Below are 21,121 nucleotides of genomic sequence, written 5' to 3'. Positions count from 1 at the left end.
ACTCGATCGACGAACCGATGACCCGGCTTTATCTCGAGGCACGCGGTTTGGACTGGCGATAAGCGCATCGGCTCTCAGGTCGTCGGCATCGACGAACAGCCCCGGCGCACGTCGCCGGCACGGCTCGGACGCAATCCCGGGGCGACGCTCGGCGGGGTAGCGTCCAAGAGCCTGTCCAGAGCCTCGTGGATAGGAAGTCCTTGATGAATCGGAGGTCGTAAATGCACGAGGGTCCCTCGCGCTCGCTCGATGCCGCCATCGGATGGTACGGCGCGCCGCAATCACGGTCGAAAGGGATCTCGGGCAGCTGATGATCCGAGCTTGCGAGGTCTGGAATGATCGGGCCGTGAGCACTAGCCGATCCAGCCCAGCCGATCCCGCCAGACTTGAACTTCGACGACTCGAGTCGCTCGGCGTCAAAAGGAGCAGTATCGCCGCCGACCCGAAGACCGACCCGGCCGTGCTGACTATCCTGGCTCGCGACAGTGTCTCCGTGGCATGGCGGGTGGCGAAGAACCCCGGTTCGGCAGAGGCGGCTCTTGAGATTCTCGCGAACTCAACCAATCGTTCTGTGCTTTTAGCGGTCGCGTCGAACCGCCGAGCCCCGAGACACGCGCTGGAGCACCTCTCCTCGCATGAGGATCCGCAGGTGCGCTTGGCTGTAAGCCGAAACACGTCGGCGACCGCCAACATCCTTGATCAGCTTGCGCGCGACACCGATCGAGCGGTACGGGAGTCGGTCGCGTCACATGATCGCACTCGTGCGCGCACACTCGAAGGACTCGCTTCCGACAAGTCGGTTGGCGTTCGTGCGCAGGCGGCGCAACACAGAAAGCTGCCCGAGTCGATACTCGACAGACTCGCGTCCGATAGATCGGCCACCGTTCGTCGTGCCGTGCGCCTGAACCCAATCGTGCCAAGTCGCGAGCGAATCGAGGCAGCACTAGGTGACACCGCGCCCACTCGACTCCAGGAACTCGCGCGCTCTTTGGATTCGGCGACCCGCGCTCAGGTCGCGGCCAATGCAAACACGCCGGGCGAGGTCCTCAAACAACTGGCGCGTGATCCCGCGGTAGATGTCCGCATTTTGGTTGCACTGAACTCACGTGCGCCGGAGAGCGCTCTAGAACTACTTCGCGTCGATAGCGACTTCGACGTGAGGATAGCGATCGCTCTGATGGAGCCCCTTGAGGATGCGGCCGTGGGGGAAGTGAGCATGCTCGCGCGCGATACCGACGACAAATAAACTTGAAAGGGAAACTTCGCGCCCCTTGACTCGCGGTTTGTGGCGCTTGGGGGTGTCGCATGGTTTTCCAAGGAATATCGTCATCGACGGCACCGCCTGTTGCTGATCCTTGAGCGGGCGCGGGGGGCGAGCTCCCGATGCCTGTCTTCTCGTCTGGGGTCTGCTTGGACGCGGAATGGATCTTTCGGTCGAATGGCTCCTGTCGAAGAACGCGTGGAGCGCGTCGATGTGGTGGGCCCGTGCGGGCTCCAATCGCTGGACCCATCGGGTCATTTGGCCCGGTGGGCGGCAATCACGGAAATGGCTGGCTGTCTGGAGTCTGGCCGTGGGGCTCAATCACAATCGCGTGCTGACCGCTCCCGTCGGCGGCGGACGCGTAGACAGTGCCGTCTGCAGACACTTTCGACACGGAGTGAACGTGTCCTCTGAGACCCGGTAGGACCGCAGTCCCGCCATCTGGCTCGCGTGTCCAGATTCGTTGGACGCCGTCAACTTCCTTTGTACCCACAAGTCGCCCGTCGACGCCTATTGCGGACAACGTCCACCCCTCAGGCAGGAGCACGTCGGAAGATCCGAAGGCAGTATTCCGGCGGGCGACCGGGAGACCCCCGAGGTATGGGTGAAGTGTGTACGTCTCTTCGTTCGCGCCAAAGCCGATCGGGAATGCACCAAACGCGGGCGCTGAGCTGACATCGGAGATTGGATCCCATAACACCGCGGCTGGTGGTCTGCGCCCTTCGGCGGTTGTCAGCACGCACAGTGCCCGCCCTGAGGAACCGAGCGCCATTACTTCGCCTGACATTTCTTCTCGCAGGCGCATCGTAACCAACTCTCCTGCGCGCCACACCGCTGGTACACGTCGCTCCGCAAGGTGGGGAGCCGAAGTCGCGACCCAGCCTGCGACCTCGAGGTCGGAATTGATTGCTCGAGCACATCCGCCGCTGTCCGTGAGATAAGCAAGGGTGGAGATTGATCCATCAAGGTGCCAAAGCACGGGGAGTCGATCTTGGGTTTCAGTCTCCACTTGCCCGACTATCGTGTCGCCCGAGACTGCGTTGGCGCTGCCCCAGCTGCCGCCTAGCCCTGCGAGCACCCTCGGTTCGGACCGGATGTCATCCCACACGACGGGAAACCAACTGCGGTCGACGCCTTCCGCCGCCTGGCCAACCACGATTGCGTGTTGTCCGTCGGCCGCCAACGCGGACCCGCCCAAGCTCTTCAGGACGGTCAATTCGTAGTCTTGGCTTCCTTCGACGATCTCGAGCCCGCATTCGTGTGCATCTACGTCTCCAGTGCGAGCGACGAATTGAACGGCCCGGGGGGCCGGAATGCCGCCGAGCGATTGCGCAAGCATCCCGCGTCCGTCGTTGCCAAAGAAGACGGTGCGAACCTCGAGTGGCGTGGCACTTTGAGAGTCGATGTTTCCACCGCGATCCATTGTTGCGGTTCCGCAATTGGGACTCACGGATGAGTAGTCGGCAGCAACTGCGCGGTTCGTGCGGGCCATTGCGGCGCGGATCTCGGTTGCAGTGACTCCTGGTCGCGCGGCCAAATTCTCTAGGGCCCTGCGGTACGTGCGGCTGGCACTGTCGGGCACGGCGCCAGTGAAGACTGCCCGAGTTTGGTCGGTCAGCGACATCCGCGACGGACTCAGCTGCCCGATCTCCAACGGCGCCGACGGCGTTTCAAGACTTTGGAAGTTGGACAGCAACACGAGTGTTGGGGTGCCGAGCGAGAAACCTGCGATCGCAAATGTGTGTCGCATCCGGTAGCGGCGAACCCACAGCGAGCCGAGCTCGTGCAGTCGCAGAGTCATCTCATCAAAGGAGGCAGGCCTGTCACTCGTCAGCCACTCGACGATTCGATCCGAGGTCTCGCGCTCCCTCTCATCGCGGCCGACACCGGTATAGGTGATCAGGGCCGACCAAGTCGGTTCGATGATTGACACCAGTTTTGGCGAGGTGTCGGAGACAACCTCCGCTGGGCGACCACTCGTCAATCGATGGTCCGCGGACACATACACCCGGTCGGGTGTCAACAGCAAGATATTCAGTGTCATCGAAAGCCTTCGTGTGCCAAGAGTCTAGAAGGGATGCGTTCGCCAACGCCGGTGAACCTGAGTGCGCCGAGCGCGGGAACCGATGAAGCGTCGACAAAAGCAAAGGAGGGATCCGCACGCGGGTAGCACGGTGAGGCTGCGCATGCGAACGTGCCCGGCTTCGACGACTTCGATCGCCCGGTCCGCGAGGCGGTCCCTAATCGCCGGGTCCCGCGCGGGCGTTGCACTGTTCTCTCTCTGGAAAATGCATCTGTGGAGAGCACTCGTAACATGCCACGGCATGCGAGGCTTGCGCTGATGAACCGCACAGCCAAGGTCACCGCCGCGGTGTCTGCGCTGGCCATTGTCGGTTTGGTCGCCCTCGCCGCGCCCGCGGTCGCCGGAACGGTGACCGAACTGGCGTCCTGGCCGATGTTCCGCGCCCAGGCGGAGCCGAAGGCCGACCCGACTCCGACGAACGGGCACGCCGCCGGGGCTCGCGCGGCCGATGAGAAGGACGGCCTGGTCTACCTGGGTGACGGGATCAGTCGCCCGGCGGGCGGTCCCGGCAACTGCACGACCAGCGCCTTCATCAACATCACCGGGTCCGGCAACAGCCCGTCCTACGGCAAGCTGCTGGGTGAGCTGACCGACATGGGCGCGACCGAGTACGCGGGCGGGCCGGTCGGCTACACCGCCGATGGCCTGATCGAGACCTACACCGTTCAACCGAACGACTCCCTGATCAGCATTGGCGAGCGGTTCTGCGTCGACTACGTCACGGTCGGGTCCTACAACCACCGGTTCGGGTCGACCGCCATCCAGCCTGGCGATGTCCTCGTGCTGCGCCCGGATCCGTCCGTGCCGTGGTTCGACTACTCCTCACCTCGAGACGCCCCGGGCGGGTTCGTGACCGCGCCGTATCGGGAGGCGATCGGCAAGATGCGCACCGCCGCTCTCCATGGCGACCTGGTAGCTGCGCGCGACGTCTGGGACAGCTACCTCAGGGATGTGATGGGCCCGACCGCCGCAGTCGTCGGGCAGGCGATCAGCGACGGCGACCTCACACTGCTGCGGAAGATGTTCCCGTAACCCTTTTCGCCATGCCGAAAGATAGCCGGCGTCGAGGGATGCGCGTAAGGCCCGTGGAGCTCTTCGCTCGCGGCAACTCGGACCAGACGTGACCTCAGAGCTACCGACGCCGATGGCTACTTGAAGCCCGGAGCCGGTCCTCAAACGGATGCCGACCGCAGCAGCAGCTTGTGGTGATGCCGGCACTCGACGTCATCAAGTTCAGGCGTCGCCGGTCGAGGTCCGTGCATGGCTCGCGACTTGCGCGCGAGCCTGGACCGCGGTGGAGTCATTTTGGCGCGTGATTGATCGCGCTAGGAGATACCTGTGTGGGCTGCGTCTCGAGGGCGCGCTTGCGCGCGGCGACGGCCGCGTCGATATCTGCAACGCTGAACTCCGGCGGCCATTTGGTGTCGGAATCAAATACATTGACGTCGTAGAACTGCTCTTGCTTACAGTGTCTCACGCCCCGCAGGTCGGCTCCTTTGAGGTTCGCGTCCGTGAACACCGCAGCCCCGATTTCTGAGTTCCCGAAATCGACCTTGATCAAGTAGGCCTCTGTCAGGTCAGCATTGTGGAGGTTAGCGTTCCCAAGCCTCGCGCCCGAAAGGCTTGAGTACGCCAACATCCGATCGCGCAACCAGATCGCATGCTGGGAGCTCCGGTTGTTCGTCAGTCGCGCGAGTGCGCGGATGGCCGCATCCACGTCGGCAGTCGGCCGCATGGGTGGCCTTCCCTTCGCGGGGCCCTCGATCTGAGGTGCCCGATCGCGAACGAAGCCGGACACAACATCGATGATGGTCTGCCAATCGGCGTGAGACTCTTTCGCGAGGCGCTCCAGAGCGTAGATGCCCGCCAGTCGTGAGGATGCGCTCTTGTCGCCCAGCATCTTCGCGGCATCGGCATAGCGGTCCGTGCGGTTGGCATCCCGATCTAGATCAAGCTTGTCTGCCGCCGCAGCATCTCGCGCAGCAGTGAGGTAGAGCGTCAGAACGGCCAGGAGACCCCCAGCCGCGAAGAGAACCGCAGTCCTGGCCGCAGTCACCGCGGACACACGCTCGCCCGTGGTCAGGTCTGTAGGTGACGGCGCCGGATTCGCTGAGACTGACTCGGTGACGAGCCAATCAGGAAGGTACACCAGCGCAGCGATCCCGACGCCAACTACTAGCACTAGTCCCACGAGCCAAACGATTCGAGCGTGGGCGGCACGGGACATGGCCTTCCATCGCTTCACACTTGCTCCCGCACTCGTCGGCTACTTCGCGATGCTATCGCGAGGCCGGTCGACGCAGGGAATAGCGGACTGCGCGGGTCCTGCGCAATTCATTGACCAGCTGTCCGCTAGCCGGTCCTCCTACGCGCGACAGCGAGAGGCGAGTAGGGGGACTTGAACCCGTCTCTCACTAACCCGCTGGGGATCCCCCGCCGACGCTGGCCTCGGGCCCCGTGCTGTCGACCATTCCGACTCATCGCTCCCCGTCGGTGGAGTCTGCCAACAACCGTCTACAGAGATGCGACACGCGGTTGGCGTTGAACGCCAACGCGCGCGAAGACGCCTCTTCGGTGCCTGGGTGATCCGGCACACTCTCCACCTAATCTTTGGATCGACCCTCTTGCGGAAGGTCAATACCCTCAGGATCCCCATGCGCTTCGGGGGTCGACTCGGATTGCTTTCGGGCGAAATAGCTCTTCATTGCACGGCGGCGGGCAGCTGCCTCAGGCGTAGAAGTGAGTCGCTCAAACACGCGGACCGCGCTGAAGTACTCCGAAGAATCGCCGCGGTAGGACGGCATCTTGGGAGGAGGGCCGTATGCGGCGAGAAGTTCGGCAAGTTCAGGAGACACATTGTGGTCGGTGGCCGAGTCTTCGAGAGCGCATAGAATCTCAGCGACCTCGGGAGATACCTTGCGCTTCTTAGCCACAACGTTGATTCTGACATTGCGGCGGCGGACGACGTAACTCTTATGGCAGTCGGCCAACGGGAAGTAACCTCACGGTCAACCTCCCAGCGGATACTTACTTGCCCTTGCGCTTCTTCATTGAGAAGGAGCCGTCCTTGTGCTTCACCTTCTCGTAGCCCCCGAAGGCGTTGCTCTTGCCAGTCTTCTGCTTCAGGCGCTTCTTGCTAACGGGTTTCTTGGGCACGATGGATTCCCTCCCCAGTTCATTGGAGGCGAAGATACACGATGTGCTACGACAGGAATGCCCACTATGGATGGGTAACCCCAACGATCCCCATACGGGCAATGCCCGAAAGGCGCACGGTCCCGTGCGTTGCACACCCGATCGCATCTGATGCGATCTCGCCACATGGACTCCGCAAGGATGACGTTCACGATCCCCGTGATCATGGATGCGGGGATTCGGGTTCCTCGTCGGCGTGGCGGTGGACAACCTTCCATTGGCCGTCTTCACGCCGATAGACCTGTGTCACGCGCAGAACATAACTTCGCGGCTGGCCATCCACCACCGTCTGCGTGATCTCCCGATGGACCGTGTACGCCATGTCGCCGCTCACGTCGGCGGCAATGAGCTCGACCTCGCTCGACGTGGCATCTGAGAACGCATCGGCCAGTTTCCGAAACACCTCACGCACCTCCGCAGCGCCGGAAGCACTTAACCAGGCACCGAACAGCGTCACCGGCTCCTTCTCCGACCACGTCTCGAACCGTGGCCCGGCATCTCCGCCGTGCAACGCGACCTCGGCTGCCCGCCACGTGATCTCGAACCAGCCCAGAAACTCGTCACGGTCGCTCATGCGCACATTCACCCCCCGACCGACAGGGGTGGCTCGGTCGCATGCAGCTTCAGGATGGAGATCTCGGCGGTCCGCGGGGAGGGGAACCCGCCGGACGCGAGCACAGCCTCAAACTCTGGGCTCGCCCATCTCGCCCGCACCGCCTCCTCGGACTCCCAGACCGTGATGATGTACAGCGCGTCCTCGTCGACGGCGCAGTGATGGCGCAGTTCGCCGGGCGCACCGCCGTGATCCATGATGATCCGATGCGCCACGTCGTACGCCGCGGTCAGTTGCGCGACATCCCCTTCGAATCGTGCGATAAGGACGACAGCCATACTGGCCCCCCGGAGACGTTTCGGCGTACAGCAACTATCCGGCGTCCGGCCGCGTTGCGCAATGTACCCCGCGCTACTCAAATGACGGCTACAAGTGCGCCGAGTGCGGCCACCATCAGAAGGCGCACGCCGTGCGATGTACTCTCCGCTCACCTGGTTCCACCACGGATCGCAGGGCCGTCCTTCTGCGGTCGTCGCGGAGGCTAGAACATCCGTCGCTCTTCGTTGCGTGTAGATTCCGGAGGTGATGGCGACCATCCGTTGGACAAACCTCGCCCGCTTCGGGCGGGATGCCGCCGAAAGTGCGTGTTTCCCGACAACGGCTGGCAGCTGCTGATTGGTGGCTAATTTCGGATGCGGTCTCGTCGGACCTGGTACGCATCGTCCCCAACACAACGGACGTCGAGGTAGTCAACGAGATCACCGCGCAGGACGGCACGACACGGGTTGTGCGCCGGCTCATGACCGACCAGCGAGACGAGTTGCGCGAACTCGATATCCAGTACCTCGCAGACGCCGGAATTCCTGAGCTTCCAGCCGGGTTCGGCCTCTACCTGACGCTCCCTACGCACGTCAACTCAACGGACGAACTGTGCGAGGCGGCCTGGGCGGGGCTGGGCCCTGGGCGACCTGGATGTCGGGCACCCGCGTGAGATGGCCGACGCGCCGCGCAGGATGCTGCCTCCCCACTACATCCCGTGAGCTCAGTAGAACGTCCACCACCGACTACCCGCCAAGCGTTTCCCACCACGTCGCCGTGCAGGAAGTCGACGCTCTGGCTCAAGGGGTAGAGTCAGCGGCGCTGGGAGAGCGCAATCCTGCGCTCTCTTGGGAAGGGGTGCACGATGGCCGCGAGGCGTTTCGCAATCGCATGGCCGGTCAGGGCTTGCCTCGATCGTTCGGGGGGCACGCTGCTCGCGAAGCCGCTGGCCGTGCTCCGCGTGTCTGGTGTTCGTTTGCGTTGGACAACGGCTTGCGCCCGTTGGGACGTGAGGGTAGCGAGATGTCTAATAGCGGCTTCGTAGACGTAGCGACCGTGCCCGCTGTCGCTGCGTCGCGGGCGCTGAGTCTGGGCACGTTCGCTGCGCTAGCGGGGCCAACGGTGGCCACGGACGGCACGGTCTTCCTGGGGACGCACGAAGGAACCGTCATCGCTCTACACGCCGACGGCGGGGCGTATTGGCATCGCCAACTCGACGCCGGGGAAACGATTGTGACGTCGCCCGCGGTTGGCAGCGATGGCTCCGTGTACGTGGTTGGAGTGACGGAGCGGTGGGGCGAAGACACTCCACGCCCGCCGCGGGACCATCGCGCTCGTGTCATCGCAACCCTGTACCGTTTCGGGCCACCGGGGGATCTGCGCATACCAACCGCGTTTCCTCTGTACGAGGATCTGACTTTGAATCGCGAAGAAGGCCCGTGGGGCCTCCGGTCGATCGGCGCGCCGAGTATCTGGCGATCGGGAAACGACGAGGCGATCATCATCCCGGCCCTCTACTCGAACGTGGGCGGAGTTGACGTACATCTGCTGGCGTTCTCGCCCGATGGCGGGATCATGGCCGACTGGAAGATGTACTTGGATCCGGGTGAGTTGACCAACGACGCGTGGGGGGACATCTACGATTTGGTAGGGTCATTCGACCCCGGCGTACCTCCACAATTGGCGTACCCGCCGATGCCGGGTGTCGCGATCGGCGGCTTCCTCGCAGAAGGCACTCCGTCGATCGTGTACGTGGACCGCTGGAACCAGGCGACGATCGCTTTCACGTTCTGCGTGGGTGGGTCGTGCTCGCCCGCCCCTGGATTCACGAAACGAACTCGTCGAAGTCACGCCCCGCGAAATCTCGTGTCGTCCGCGACAGTCCTCCCGAATAATCACTCGATCGTCGGAACCGATGACGGAGTCGTTTTCGGAGTCCCCGGCAATAGCGACAACCCGCCGGTCACGGGCCTCAGCGTGATACACGCCACGCCGACGGTGTCGGTCGACGGGCAGACGGTCATTGTGAACGACGACGCCGAGGTCATCACACTGAGCGGCCCCACCATCACCTCTCGGCTGAAATTACCCGGGCAGACATTCGCGGGAGCCGCGGCGTCGCGCACTCACGTCTTCGTCGCAACGACAGACGGCCTGTACACCCTCGACGCCAAAGCGGCTGCCAGACAGGTCACCTTTCCCTGGGCGCACGGGGGAATCTCGTCGCCGGCCATTGGGCCAGGCGGCCACGTCTACGCCATCGCCGACGACATCCTCTTCGTCTTCCCACCGCCCGACCCGTTGAGGCCGGATGTCCATCCCTGGCGCGATCTCTGATCAGAAACGAGCGGCGCGATAGCCGACGCCGCGCACGGTCTCGATCATGTCGGCGGGCCGTTCGAGTTTGCGTCTGAGGGCGCTCACAACGGTCTCGATCACGTTGCTCGCACCGGTCCCGACGTTGCCGCGTTTACAACTTACGTCGGCACGTCGCAGATGAACGTGCTCCGTATGGACGAGAAGGAGCGCGCCCACCTCACGCTCTGTGTTGACAACCTTCGTCTCAAACGGTTCCTTCTTACTTGCCATTTTGCTGACTCGCTCAGGCGTGGGCTGTCGAGACAAACATTTGCCTGAGGTCCCACACCCGCGTCTTCACCCAGGGCTCCGGCAGCGGACCTGGGAGGCGCGGATCGGGGGGTTAAGGCGACGGGAGGCTTGTCGCGCCGCCCGGTACGGTCCCTCAGCGTTCGTGCGGGATCCCTCAACGGAACGACTGCAACCAATTTGGCGACCATTTTGCCGAAGAGTGATCCCTCAGGTTCTCGAGTCAGACGGTCCTGATCCTGAGGAACGGCAACCAGATCTGGAAGTCGCCGCTCGCCGCATCCAGATCCAGCGACCCGTTGGTCACGTTGTAATCCGTGAGCAGTGAGACCTCGATGAGGATAGATGCGTGCCCGGGCACCGAGAACCCGGTGCCTGGCACCCACTGATTGACGGCGAGGGAGATGCTGTCATCGCCGCCGAAGAATCCTCCGGTAGCACCAGCACTGCCCAGGATCACGTCGCTGACCACTCCCGAGACGGAAGGATCCCACATCGCCCACACGGTGGTGCGGACGCGGACAGTTCCGCGTGCCTCAGACCCGCCGAAAAACCAGTCGGCCACCCCTTGCCACTCGGCCTCGACCGCAACGTACGCGTTCACTATGATCCGCGGACCGACGCTCGCGACGATCGCTCTCGTGCTGGGGTTGCGCCAAAGAATGAAAAAGCTCAGTCGTCCCTGCCCGACATGTTCGACGGTCTCGCTCGACGCGTGTAGCCGATAGCGCGCCCAGCTGTGCAACGAGCTGATGTTCCAGTCGGTGAGCAGGTCCCCGGCGCCGAACGTGCGGATGAACGTGACCTGGTCGATGACCAAGTCGGTCGCGCCGGGGTCGTCCGGCATCACGGGGTGGTGCTCGCTCAGCCAGTTGCCGGCAGCCGCCGAAGCCTCGATCGCACGAAGGCGCTCCTTTTCCGTGCGTGCGTGTCGAGCATCAGCACCTTGCTTCGCCAGCTCATCGAGACCCCGGACATCCACACCGGCCTCCGAGATCAGGCCGTAGGCCGTCTTCGCGTGGTTCCGAACGGCGTCGGCCCTCGCCCGCAGCCCCTCCGGGCTGCGCAACGGGAACGGAGGTGTGCGGGCAATGTTCATCTCGATGAACGCCTCGACCTCATCCATCATGCCTGCGCTCATCGTGAGTCCTCTCGGAAGTGCGCGTCCCAGAAGCCGCCGCCGCACGAGGCCGATGCTAGACCTTCCTCGAGCGCCCAGGCGAACTGCTCTTCGACAACCGCGCGGGCCGGGGTCGCCGTGTTGATCGCGCGGGACGCGATGTCGGCGATACGGATGCCGGTTTTCAAGTGCAGCGCTTCTTGCCTCGACGCGGCTGCGACAGCCAAGTGCCCGCTCGGGACTGTCAGGCTGCGTTGTAGTGGGCGATCGCTTCTGCGAGGAGTGCGGCCCAGGCGGCATGGCCGAGCCGACCCGGGAGAAATCCATCGATTGCCAGCATGTGCGCCTCAATCCGCGGGGAATGCACGTACAGGGTGGCTGTGCACCCTTCCGCGATCTTCACGAGCGCCCTATCCAGATTGCGTGCGTGCAGCGACGAGACCAGACGCAACGGTTGCGGCAATGCCGCCAGACCGCTGAAGTCGGGAACCCGGCGAGCAGGACTCGAGACTCCGAGATCTCCAGTAGGCCCGCGGAGAGGGCCCGGATGGCCGTGGCCCAGGCTGCGCTCGAGCGCAGTTTGAGCGTGTCGTTGACGCCGAGCGCGACAACGGCGCAATCGAACGGTGATTGGGGGATCTCGGGGAGCAGATCGCGAACCGCCGGCCCGCGGTCATGCCGGTCCGCGCGACGCTCATCCAAACGATGGTGCGGCCCATCCGCTCCGCCAGCGCTACGGCGAGTTGCGCCGGCAGGGCTTCGCGCTGTTCACCAACTCCCACCCCCGCCGCGGGGGACTCTCCCATCACCAGGAGACGGAAGACCTCCCCGTGGCCCGCCACACCACTACGGGCCCCGGCGGCCTCCGGCAATTCAGGTACATCGCGCCGGACCGCGGCCGCCTGCCGCATCAGAAGCAGGCTCAACAGCCCAGCAGTCGGACGAGAAGCGGAGACGGCGACAGTTCCCATGGGGTCTCCCATGATCGGTCGCGATCATCGTGCCACATGCTCGATCCTTGTGAGGCGCATCATGCGGATGAATTCAATCGAGCATGAATGTTCCGCGCTGCACGACACGATGGGGTGTGATTGGCCGAAACGGCTCGGTCGACCAGCCGGCATTGATGAACCGGTCGGACGCACGAACGGGGCCGCCGCTTCGAGTTCATACAGCACGCATGACGGTCCTTGAGCGGACGCTTCGGATGAACCGTTGTGAGCCTGCGGTATGCGCCCCGAGGGAGCCAACTCGCGGTCATCGTCGGGATCGCCCCAGCGGCCAGTCGCCAGCGGCCAAGAGACCAACTGCAGTTGCGGCGTCGGTCCTAACCCAACCCGCAATCGCCCAGCGTGTCTGCGCACTGTCCGTTTCGCGGGCGGAGGAGTAGGAATGGTGTTGGCGGGCTACCACGCACTGGCACTCCCATCGACCGTCATCGCCTCGACGACATCGCCGAGTGCGTCGTCGAAAACGGAGGAGTCAGGGATGGTGCAACACGGCACTGAGGTGGACCAGTACGTCAAGCCAGAATTCGGCCGTGTCGCCGACGCGTTCCTCGCGACCATCACCGAACCTGAGCGCAGCGGCGCCGCGGTCGCCGTGTATGTCGAGGGCGAACTCGTTGCGGCTCTGCACGGCGGCACCAGCGACGCCCGCACGGGTCGGCCCTTCACCGCTGACACCGTCGTCCCGGTGTTCTCCGCAACCAAGGGTCTTAGCTCTGTGCTCGTCGCGATGCTGGTCGCGCGGGGAGACCTGCCGGACTATGACTCCCGGATCGGGCTGGTGTGGCCGGCGTTTCAAGCGCACGGCAAGGGTGATGTCTCGATCGGCGATGTTCTCGCCCACCGGGCCGGGGTGTCCGCGCCGGTGCGTGACCTGACCGAGGATGAGTTGCTCAACCCGCTCGCGATGGCGGATGCCATCGCGACGCAGGAACCACTGCGGACTCCCGGCACGAGTCACCAATACCATGCGGTCACCCACGGCGCGCTCACCGCGCAACTCGTGTCGATCGGCTCCGGACTTTCCGTCGGGGAGATGTTGGCGACGGCCGCGGCAGGTCCGCTTGACGCGGATGTCTGGATAGGGCTGCCCGACGCACTGTCGGATCGTGTCGCCCTTCTCATGACCGCCCCCGAAGGAGACCCTGAAGAACCATCGCCGGACGCGTATTGGATCGACCGTGCAATAACTCTGGGCGGCGTGTTCGACCTGATGCGCATGAATGAGCCACTCCTCCAGAAGGCCGAGCTCCCCGCCGTCGGCGGCATCGCCTCCGCCACGGGCCTGGCCAGGTTCTGGTCGGCCGCGGTCACCTCCACCGCGGGCATCAGGTTGCTGTCCGACCAGACGGCGGTGGAGCTCAGCAGACTGCGAAGCGCGGGACCGACGCACTTCGCGGGCGAACCGCCCTACATGCAGTGGGGGGCGGGTGTCATGGTCTCGTCGGAGTGGGACCGCTACCTGACGCCCGCATCGTTCGGCCACGATGGCGCCGGTGGCCAAATCGCTTTCGCCGACCCCGATGCCAAGGTTGGCTTCGCGTATGTCACCAACCTCCTGGGCGACTGGGATCGCGGGAAGTCCGTCGTCGCAGCACTCGAAGACTCCCTCCGATAACCTCACCGCCCTCCAACCTCACCCGATTCGGGTCACGCTAGCGGGTCGGCTTGCGCACAAGTTGGAGGGGGGCAACGTATCGCGGCTGTCGGGGATCGCTGGTACCCGCTGTCGCGCAAGCCGGACCCCAACCGCTTCGAAGGGTTCCGCCCGCGTGCGAGCGGGCGGACGTCGTGCGGCTACATCAAGAGGTCCCAGATGCTGTGCGGGCCGCCACGCGTTCGATCGTTCGCTACGAGCCGTCCAGTCCGATGTCGATTCAGTTAGCGAGGGCAGCGCAGACCGCGTCGAACGCTGCAGGATCATTGGAAGTGAAAACGTGCTGCCCAGCGCTGAAGACCAAGCCGACGTCAGTGAAGACCTGCCGGCCGACATCCTTGAGGACGGGGGCGCCCGGACCGGAGCGCATGACAACCTCGCCGGTGATCGTTTGCGTCGATGTCGCGAGGTCACCGGGAACCGCGAGGACGTCTGTCGTGTTCTGGTTCTGGGTGTATGGGGCCACGGCTCCCGTCTCGGGATTGCTCCACTCCCCGCGATAGTGGTCGTGGATTATCCGTTTAGTCAGGTTTCCGTCCGCGTTGTAGAACCTGGTGGCTCGCTGATTCAAGGTGCTGGCGTCATAAATTTGGAAGGCGTCCGCGCCTGACCCGCAGGCGGGCGCGTTAGGTTCGGGACCAGAGACTATTGTGCGAAAGCCATCGCAGATTGTTCCCCCGCCGGTCGTTTTACAAGTCAGAAAGTCCGGTGGAGGTGGCGTCAGGCCTGATGCAACGGGCGACGCGACTGAGGCAACGCTTGAAACAATGGCGACGGCTATCCCCGCCAAGATAGGAAGAAGCAGTCGGCGGATGTGCGACATCATTCGACTCCGGCCCGCGGCGGACATTGCACCGCTCTACCGCTGAGTGTGTTCCTGCTGCGACGCCGTGTCAATGCACCGTCCCGGTCGGTATCGGGCTGCGTGGTGCGCCGAATTATCATGCGCCATGCGCGCAGACGGCGTTGCGACCGCCCTTAGGAGTGGAAGCCGGTGGCGCTCCTTCTGTGGGGTGGTTTCTCAACCGCTGCATACCTGAGGAGAACTTGACCGTAAACGGCGTTAGGCCGATCCCAACTCGCACTCTTCGAGTAGCGGCGAGGGCTGCCGACTCGCCGCACGACTTCCGTCACCGCAGGTCTGGAACGGTCCCTCTGCCGACACCTATCTCGGAGCGCACTGGAATATCGGACAGCATCGGCGGAATGCTCATCGGCGTCGGCGTGGCCGTGATCATCTGGGCGTCGTTCGCAATCCTGCTCGATCGCGAACGTGGAAGTGCCGTGATCGTGGGGAGTAACTCACAGGCGTATTGACGTCCTCTCAGTTGCTCCTGATGAAGGCAACGTCCATCAATGGCCCACTGGCCGGCCGGCGCCGATGCTCCGCACGAACCGAGCTCGATGCGCACGGCTGTGGCTTCAGCCCATCCCTATTGCGTGGGCTCTGTGGGTGACCCGGTAGCCTGCGAAGCAGCTCGCACGCCATTGGAGCGCGGGCGACCGAGTCTCCAGTGCTTGTTGCTGGCCGCATGGCGACCGGCTTGCGGCTCGCGGACTGGACACCGTCGAACGTCGGCTCCACTGGGAGCCCGCGTAGGTCCGCAGGTCCCGTTTGCGTTCTGTAGTGATTGGCAGGGCGAGGAACTGCCACCGTCCACAGGCCTGCTACCGGTTTGCCAGCCGGGGTGGAGCGCGATCAGCGCAGAAGCGGCGCGGCGGTCACCTTCGTGACGAGATCCGTCAAGAGTCGGCTTGAGCCGCACGTTTTGCATCTGCACGACGGTCACGGCGATTCAGCCGATCACATCGTCCGATGGCGGCTGAAACCGCGAGCCCGGATGGGGGTCCTCGAGCGCGCAATGTCCCCCAGGCGACGCGAGCTCGTTGGCGTGACGCCATGACATATGCCTCACCGGAACGTCCGCATCGGCGTGGCTGGAAGTCCTTGGCCGACGAACGATCGGGGGGCGAGGCCATGGCGATCAAAACGCGGCTGGACAGAAGGTCGTGCTTGTCGGACCGGATCCCGACGAGCTCCTGCGCAAGCTCCAGAGTGACGTCGACGCCTCTGGCATCACTGACTGACTTCTGTGCCGCCACGAGGCAACGGACGCCTCGCTGGCGGCGAGTTCAGCGTTATCGGTCCACATCAGTCCGCAAGTGTGGATTCCGTTGCGCTGGACTCGCCGCAACCCGATTGGGCGCCACTGTCCATCCGTCCGTCTACACGAGCGCCAAGCGGGACAACACCTGCGCCCCAAACTGTCGATGGCAAGTTTGGCCTGCGCTACGCTCCGCTCATGGACGCGTCCTTGAAAACGCACACTCTTATTCCCGCACCATACGGCGACCGTTCCGTATTCTTCGCTGCACCCGACGGCGCGACAGCACTCGTCGTTTTCGTGCACGGCTTCAAGGGAAATGCAACCAAGACCTGGGGGCGCTTTGCCGAAGAACTCCAGGACAGGCCCTGGTGGAGTCACAGCGATATGTTGTTCTTTGGTTACGACTCAGTGAGACGAGCCGTACCCGGTGTCGCTCAGGAACTGCGCGCGGCCATCGAAGCGGAGTACCCCAGTTCCACGCTGCTAGGGCAATACGCCGGGGAACTCCACAGTCCCCCCCCGGACGAATACTCAGAACTCGTTCTGGTTGGCCATTCGCTTGGAGGCGTGGTTCTCCGGCGGATGCTCGTCGACGTGGCTGAGAACCTCGCGCGAGAACGCAGTAGAGGTCGAGAACCAGAGGCGCCTGCAATCCTCAGCTCTAGGCTTCGCCTATTCGCTCCGGCGAATGCGGGCTTCTCGCCGTCCGGGATTCTTGGGGTGTTGCATGGCCTGTCACCCTGGACCATGGTTGAGGCGATTTTGCGGGGATCCCCTGCATACAACGACCTCCGTTTGGCGACAACGGCTTTGACGACGCTTCGCCAGCGCACGGAGGAGTTCGCTGGGATTTCAGGCAACGAGTCACTGAGGGCAGACATACTTTGGCCAGATCCCGACGATGTTGTCAGCACAGAGCGCTACCTCACGGACGAGCGAGAGTACTTTGTGCGTGCTCAGACGCATCAGTCGATATGTAAGCCAACGGCCTCTTTTGCGCGACCGTGGCGTTTTGTGGAAGGAGAGGAAGATTGAATCTCCGTGAGAACCCGGAATTCCGACTGCATGCGTTCCAAAGGGGCTACCTGTCACCGCTCATCCAGCGGCCCGAACTGGCCGCACTGTCACGTCATCCCCTGGACGCGGTGCGGTGGGTAGACGACTGGAGCGCGATACGGCCGAGCCACTCTCTCATCGACACGGAGATCGCCTCCAGTTTGTATGGACGATTAGTCGCCGAAGCAGTGCAATGGATCGGACTCGGCCGCCAGATCGGAGCATTCCCCGCCTCGATCTCTGAAGACTTGGCATGGGCGGGCGGCCTGGCACATCTCGACGCGAGCCTGCCAGGCGGAAATCAATGGCTTGGCGACCTGCGCGGCAGCCAGAGGCCGACCGAGCTGGAGGGGGACGAATGGAACGTTTCCCGATTCAATGAGGCGATGTGGGCAGCAATCGAAGACGCCAATCCGAACCGCTTGGAGTTTGTGCGGATCGCGCTGATGGCGTCGGATGAGGAAAGGCGACTTCGACTGACCGAGTTGAAGGCGGTCGAAACGCTAGTTGCGGACCTCGCGGGCGCGCAGCTGCCTACCCCACTCATCGACGAAGTGTCATGGGCACTGAGCGGTCAGGACTCGGCGATCGCGGGCGACCTGTCCCCTTCATACTGGCGATCCAACTCTGCAATTCGGCGATCAGGTGTGGCTGACGACGTAATCCGATCAACCTTCAACTTGGCATCAGCCGTCCTTGCCGCGCACACCGGGGCCCCGCTACCGAGGAATGTGCTGGCAGACATAATGATGGACGACCTTGACGGCGCGACCCTGATCAACAGTGTGCAGAATCTCTCTGGCGCGTCCGACTTCCTGGAGCGGACGCGCGAGCATTATCCAGAGCTACGTCGGGTCCAGTCGCGAGTTGATGCGAGGCCTATCGCGCTGGCCGAGATTGATCTAGCCTTCGCGGACATCACGCAGAGGCTTGCCGGCACGGAGCCGTTCCAAAGACAACCACAACGCGCCCTCAACGATCGTCGCGCTGCTTCAAACGACCCCCGCTCAACCATGAAGGCGTTTGCATTGACGGCCGCCGACACCCTGCCGACCTACAGCGAGATCGACGCCCCCGAACCGGAACACGGGGAGGTGCGCGTTCGGGTGCTGGCGGCATCCGTCAACGGGTTCGACGTCGCGGTTGGCCTGGGCTACTTGACCCCGTACTTCGAGTATCGATACCCCGTGGTGTTGGGGCGTGAATTCTCGGGGGTGGTCGACGCGCTCGGCGATGGCGTCGAGGGGCTCGCGATCGGCGACCGCGTGCTCGGCGTCGTGTCCAAGCCCTATCTGGGTGAGGGAGCGTTCGCCGAGTACACGACCGCGGACGTGGAAACCGGAGTCGTGCTCGCCCCCGATGCGCTGACCGACTCGGCCGCGGCATCGCTCGCCCACACCGGGTCGACCGCGGTCGCCATCCTGCGCTCGCTCGGCCCCGAGCCGGCCGGCAAGACGCTCCTCGTCGTCGGCGCGACGGGCGGAGTGGGCACCCTGCTCGTGCAGCTGGCTTCGGCCGCGGGCGTCGACGTGATCGCGACCGGGCGTACGGAAGAGGGCCGCGAGCTGCTCGAGGAGCTCGGCGCCCGCTGGACCGTGGACTACAGCGAACTGGAGGACGCCGTCGCCGCGCTCGCCCCTGAGGGGGTGGATGCCGCGGCCCACCTTAGCGGAGACCCCGCCGTAGTCGCGTCGCTGGTGAAGGACGGCGGTGTGTTCGCATCGCCGCTGGTTTACGATCCGGCGCAGCTTCCCGGTTCGGAGCGGCTCACGTTCACCCCGATTGCGGCCCGGCCGAATGGCGAAGACCTGCGCTACCTCACGGCCCTCGCCGAGGCGGGCGAACTGCGGGTGATCGTCGATCGCGACCTTCGGTTCGACGACGTGGCGACCGCGTTCGCGGAGTACGGCAGCCACACCCTGGGCAACATTGTGATCTTGATCGGCTCAGAGTCGCCGGCTGCGGGGGGAGTTCGTGGGAGCAACCCGCAGTAGGGCGATGTAGATGCGGAGTGACGGATGCGCCGGGCGCGCTGTATTCCAAGCATCGCGATCCTTCCTTCGTGACCGCCCGCTAGCCGGTCCTCCAGCGGGCGGAATGGTTTGGCACTCGCACCAACTTCGGCGGGTGGGATGGGTCTGGCGAGCCCTCTAGCCGTGTACACGCCGGTGAATGAACAGGCCCGTGAGTTGGATATCGTCGCCTGCAGAAACGTTGTGGGACAGGAGCTCTTCGAAGTATCACGCACAACGATCGGCCACGAAACACAGCGACGCGGTCTCCACAACCACCGCTGACAGAATCCCCTGGCGTCTCCCGACTGCCGGGTGCTCGGGGTCGGAGCGCGACGGTGTCAGTGGGACAACTGGTCCAGAGCCACGGTGGCGGCGAGGATCAGCGCGACGTCCTGACCGGAGGCGATCTCGACACCATAGGTGTCGCGGAGGCGCAGCCATCGCTTGGACACCTCCGCGATCTTTGCGCCGTCGCGCTCGAATTCGTACTCGTGGTCGACGATGTTGCCCTGGATGCCGATCTCGCCGATGTCGTCCGCCTGAAGCGTGAAGCGCTCGCGCAGCGGATTGATGAGTGCCTTCTTTATGGTGGCGTCGGGCTGCCCGGGACGCTCGATCGACATGGTGTCCCGGACTGCGATCTTGCGTTCCTGCACTTTCGCGACTTCATTGCCCGCAACGTCGCGGATCACCAGCGTGTCGCGAATGCGAGCGACCTTTCCGTCGACTTTGAAGGCGCGTCGTCCGGCGGTGGTCTCGATCCAGAAGTCATCCCCGAACGACACCAGCTTCTCCCGCATCTGGAAGATCTCGACGTCGCCGCCGCCGTGCCGCTCCTCGCGCCGCTCTTGACGCTCCTCTCGACGACCCAGAAGTGCCATGGTTCACCTTTCCCTCGGGATGACTCGAACGAACAGACGAGGACATCCGTTGCGGATCGCCCTCCAGCTACCGCGCTGACGACGGCGCTGGGGCCATCATCGCATCGCAAGTCCCCGGCTCGCAGTCGTGCGTGGGAAACGAGTCCACGGCGATCGACAACCGCACCTGCGGACACGGTAGCGGGTGGTCATGCGATCCGATCCGGGGAGCGCCCTGTACCACTCCCCGCGTCGAGGTGGGGATGTTCGCCGTCGTCACGAGCACCCGGACGTTGACCGGCGTGCCGACAGGGTAGGGCCGGACCACGGCGCACGTGCCTTGAAGGGTGCAGCTCGTTCCATGCGTCACCGGCGTACCGCGCTGGGAGACGAAGCAGCGCCGAGGGTTCCGAGCGCCCGATAATGTCGGGCTATGACCGGTGTACTCCCATTGAGCCCCGACGAGCTGCTGACGACGACCCGCTCCGTGCGGCGACGGCTCGACCTGGAACGACCCGTCCCGGTCGAGGTCGTCCGAGAAGCGCTCGAGGTCGCGCTGCAGGCGCCGACGGGGAGCAACGCCCAGACATGGCACTGGATCGTCGTCACCGACCCGGAGAAGCGCCGGGCTATCGCCGCGCTGTACGCGCGATCGTTCGCCCGGTATCGCGCGGCGGGTGCCCGCACCTACGCCGACCCCACGCGCCAGGCGGTGCAGCAGCGAGTGTCATCGAGCGCCGACTACCTGGCCGAGCACATGGGCGACGTCCCGGTCCTCGTGATCGGCGCGATCTTCACGGGCGCCGAGGAGTTCGAGCCCGGAAGTCAGGCCGGTCTGTGGGGGTCGCTTCTCCCTGCCGCCTGGAGTCTGCAGCTCGCGCTGCGGGCACGCGGCCTCGGCAGCGCCTGGACGACCCTGCATCTCGCGTATGAGCGCGAGATCGCAGAGCTCCTCGGCATCCCGCCGACCGTGCGCCAAGGCGTGCTGCTGCCCGTCGCGTACACCCTAGGAACGGACTTCCGACCCGCGCACCGTGCCCTGCTCGACGAGGTCCTGCACATCGACGGCTGGTGAGGGGCAGAGCGTCGATCCCCAAACGCGCCGAACACACGCCGATCCTGATGCGGGCAATGCCCGTTAGAGGCTCGTCGCGGGCGGGCTTTGGGCGTGCGATTGCGATCGCGATCGGTGCATGCCCGGAAGCGGAACGGTCGTCGAGTGCAGGGTCTTTGTGATCATTGCGGGCAGCGCTACCTGCCCGCGGTGTCGACGACGTCGAT

General features: G+C 64.3%; 18 protein-coding genes. 8 read left to right on the top strand and 10 right to left on the bottom strand.

What is annotated here, in order from left to right:
* The first annotated feature begins 493 nt into the window (after nt 1-493).
* Nucleotides 494-1,246 (top strand): hypothetical protein, encoded by a 753-nt coding sequence (locus tag ABD212_RS18415; protein WP_344097541.1) that lies wholly within the window; start codon nt 494-496, stop codon nt 1,244-1,246.
* Nucleotides 1,247-1,538: 292 nt separating this feature from the next.
* On the opposite strand, the gene ABD212_RS18410 is transcribed toward ABD212_RS18415, so the two are convergent.
* Entirely contained in the window at nt 1,539-3,305 is a 1,767-nt protein-coding gene (locus ABD212_RS18410; RefSeq protein ID WP_344097539.1) for a hypothetical protein, read from the bottom strand.
* A gap of 297 nt (nt 3,306-3,602) precedes the next feature.
* On the opposite strand from ABD212_RS18410, the gene ABD212_RS18405 reads away from it, so the two are divergent.
* Nucleotides 3,603-4,376, top strand: a complete 774-nt coding sequence (locus tag ABD212_RS18405; RefSeq protein ID WP_344097536.1) for a LysM peptidoglycan-binding domain-containing protein — start codon at nt 3,603-3,605, stop codon at nt 4,374-4,376.
* Between the two features lie 268 nt (nt 4,377-4,644).
* Here the strand turns inward: ABD212_RS18405 and ABD212_RS18400 are convergent, their stop codons facing one another.
* The 4 genes from ABD212_RS18400 to ABD212_RS18385 form a co-directional block, all read right to left on the bottom strand.
* Nucleotides 4,645-5,493, bottom strand: a complete 849-nt coding sequence (locus ABD212_RS18400) for a pentapeptide repeat-containing protein (RefSeq protein ID WP_344097534.1) — start codon at nt 5,491-5,493, stop codon at nt 4,645-4,647.
* 878 nt (nt 5,494-6,371) lie between these two features.
* Nucleotides 6,372-6,500 carry a hypothetical protein gene (locus ABD212_RS18395; RefSeq protein WP_344097532.1) on the bottom strand — a complete coding sequence of 43 codons (129 nt, stop codon included), beginning with the start codon at nt 6,498-6,500 and terminating at the stop codon, nt 6,372-6,374.
* 202 nt (nt 6,501-6,702) lie between these two features.
* Nucleotides 6,703-7,113 (bottom strand): YybH family protein, encoded by a 411-nt coding sequence (locus ABD212_RS18390; protein ID WP_344097530.1) that lies wholly within the window; start codon nt 7,111-7,113, stop codon nt 6,703-6,705.
* Nucleotides 7,114-7,121: 8 nt separating this feature from the next.
* Nucleotides 7,122-7,430, bottom strand: coding sequence for an antibiotic biosynthesis monooxygenase family protein (locus ABD212_RS18385; protein ID WP_344097528.1), 309 nt, complete (start codon nt 7,428-7,430; stop codon nt 7,122-7,124).
* Between the two features lie 290 nt (nt 7,431-7,720).
* Between ABD212_RS18385 and ABD212_RS19060 the strand changes: the two genes are divergently transcribed.
* Together ABD212_RS19060 and ABD212_RS18380 are read left to right on the top strand one after the other, a co-directional pair.
* Nucleotides 7,721-8,083 (top strand): DUF5956 family protein, encoded by a 363-nt coding sequence (locus ABD212_RS19060; protein WP_425561300.1) that lies wholly within the window; start codon nt 7,721-7,723, stop codon nt 8,081-8,083.
* A 449-nt stretch (nt 8,084-8,532) separates the two neighbouring features.
* On the top strand, nt 8,533-9,747 hold the full coding sequence (locus tag ABD212_RS18380; protein WP_344097526.1) for a hypothetical protein: 1,215 nt from the start codon (nt 8,533-8,535) through the stop codon (nt 9,745-9,747).
* Here ABD212_RS18380 and ABD212_RS18375 read toward each other — a convergent pair whose 3' ends face one another.
* From ABD212_RS18375 to ABD212_RS18365, 3 genes are all read right to left on the bottom strand, one after another.
* Nucleotides 9,748-9,999, bottom strand: a complete 252-nt coding sequence (locus tag ABD212_RS18375; protein WP_344097524.1) for a winged helix-turn-helix domain-containing protein — start codon at nt 9,997-9,999, stop codon at nt 9,748-9,750.
* Nucleotides 10,000-10,240: 241 nt separating this feature from the next.
* The gene (locus tag ABD212_RS18370; RefSeq protein WP_344097521.1) at nt 10,241-11,158 is read right to left on the bottom strand and encodes a hypothetical protein; all 918 of its coding nucleotides are present in this window, start codon (nt 11,156-11,158) and stop codon (nt 10,241-10,243) included.
* A complete protein-coding gene (locus ABD212_RS18365; protein WP_344097519.1) occupies nt 11,155-11,325 on the bottom strand; it encodes a hypothetical protein in 171 nt (56 codons plus the stop codon). The genes ABD212_RS18370 and ABD212_RS18365 overlap by 4 nt, the downstream gene beginning before the upstream one ends.
* A 1,300-nt stretch (nt 11,326-12,625) precedes the next feature.
* Here ABD212_RS18365 and ABD212_RS18360 point away from each other — a divergent pair.
* Nucleotides 12,626-13,762 carry a serine hydrolase domain-containing protein gene (locus ABD212_RS18360; RefSeq protein ID WP_344097516.1) on the top strand — a complete coding sequence of 379 codons (1,137 nt, stop codon included), beginning with the start codon at nt 12,626-12,628 and terminating at the stop codon, nt 13,760-13,762.
* A gap of 259 nt (nt 13,763-14,021) precedes the next feature.
* Here ABD212_RS18360 and ABD212_RS18355 read toward each other — a convergent pair whose 3' ends face one another.
* Complete coding sequence (locus tag ABD212_RS18355; RefSeq protein ID WP_344097513.1) at nt 14,022-14,372, bottom strand: hypothetical protein; 351 nt, start codon at nt 14,370-14,372, stop codon at nt 14,022-14,024.
* 1,732 nt (nt 14,373-16,104) lie between these two features.
* On the opposite strand from ABD212_RS18355, the gene ABD212_RS18350 reads away from it, so the two are divergent.
* Entirely contained in the window at nt 16,105-16,944 is an 840-nt protein-coding gene (locus ABD212_RS18350) for an esterase/lipase family protein (protein WP_344097511.1), read from the top strand.
* Nucleotides 16,941-18,959, top strand: a complete 2,019-nt coding sequence (locus tag ABD212_RS18345; RefSeq protein ID WP_344097508.1) for an NADP-dependent oxidoreductase — start codon at nt 16,941-16,943, stop codon at nt 18,957-18,959. The genes ABD212_RS18350 and ABD212_RS18345 overlap by 4 nt, the downstream gene beginning before the upstream one ends.
* 359 nt (nt 18,960-19,318) lie before the next feature.
* Here the strand turns inward: ABD212_RS18345 and ABD212_RS18340 are convergent, their stop codons facing one another.
* Nucleotides 19,319-19,861, bottom strand: coding sequence for an LURP-one-related/scramblase family protein (locus ABD212_RS18340; RefSeq protein WP_344097506.1), 543 nt, complete (start codon nt 19,859-19,861; stop codon nt 19,319-19,321).
* Nucleotides 19,862-20,273: 412 nt separating this feature from the next.
* Between ABD212_RS18340 and ABD212_RS18335 the strand changes: the two genes are divergently transcribed.
* Nucleotides 20,274-20,915 (top strand): nitroreductase family protein, encoded by a 642-nt coding sequence (locus ABD212_RS18335; protein WP_344097504.1) that lies wholly within the window; start codon nt 20,274-20,276, stop codon nt 20,913-20,915.
* The last annotated feature ends 206 nt before the right edge of the window (nt 20,916-21,121 follow it).

Source organism: Microbacterium deminutum (assembly GCF_039530205.1).
Classification (GTDB): Bacteria; Actinomycetota; Actinomycetes; order Actinomycetales; family Microbacteriaceae; genus Microbacterium; species Microbacterium deminutum.
This window is presented reverse-complemented; position numbering and strand designations above follow the sequence as displayed.

What these genes read in the sequence shown, in the direction of transcription:
- ABD212_RS18410 (WP_344097539.1), bottom strand. Translation starts at nt 3,305, where the DNA reads ATGACACTGAATATCTTGCTGTTGACACCCGACCGGGTGTATGTGTCC.
- ABD212_RS18405 (WP_344097536.1), top strand. Translation starts at nt 3,603, where the DNA reads ATGAACCGCACAGCCAAGGTCACCGCCGCGGTGTCTGCGCTGGCCATT.
- ABD212_RS18390 (WP_344097530.1), bottom strand. Translation starts at nt 7,113, where the DNA reads ATGAGCGACCGTGACGAGTTTCTGGGCTGGTTCGAGATCACGTGGCGG.
- ABD212_RS18385 (WP_344097528.1), bottom strand. Translation starts at nt 7,430, where the DNA reads ATGGCTGTCGTCCTTATCGCACGATTCGAAGGGGATGTCGCGCAACTG.
- ABD212_RS19060 (WP_425561300.1), top strand. Translation starts at nt 7,721, where the DNA reads ATGCCGCCGAAAGTGCGTGTTTCCCGACAACGGCTGGCAGCTGCTGAT.
- ABD212_RS18375 (WP_344097524.1), bottom strand. Translation starts at nt 9,999, where the DNA reads ATGGCAAGTAAGAAGGAACCGTTTGAGACGAAGGTTGTCAACACAGAG.
- ABD212_RS18370 (WP_344097521.1), bottom strand. Translation starts at nt 11,158, where the DNA reads ATGAGCGCAGGCATGATGGATGAGGTCGAGGCGTTCATCGAGATGAAC.
- ABD212_RS18360 (WP_344097516.1), top strand. Translation starts at nt 12,626, where the DNA reads ATGGTGCAACACGGCACTGAGGTGGACCAGTACGTCAAGCCAGAATTC.
- ABD212_RS18350 (WP_344097511.1), top strand. Translation starts at nt 16,105, where the DNA reads ATGGACGCGTCCTTGAAAACGCACACTCTTATTCCCGCACCATACGGC.
- ABD212_RS18340 (WP_344097506.1), bottom strand. Translation starts at nt 19,861, where the DNA reads ATGGCACTTCTGGGTCGTCGAGAGGAGCGTCAAGAGCGGCGCGAGGAG.
- ABD212_RS18335 (WP_344097504.1), top strand. Translation starts at nt 20,274, where the DNA reads ATGACCGGTGTACTCCCATTGAGCCCCGACGAGCTGCTGACGACGACC.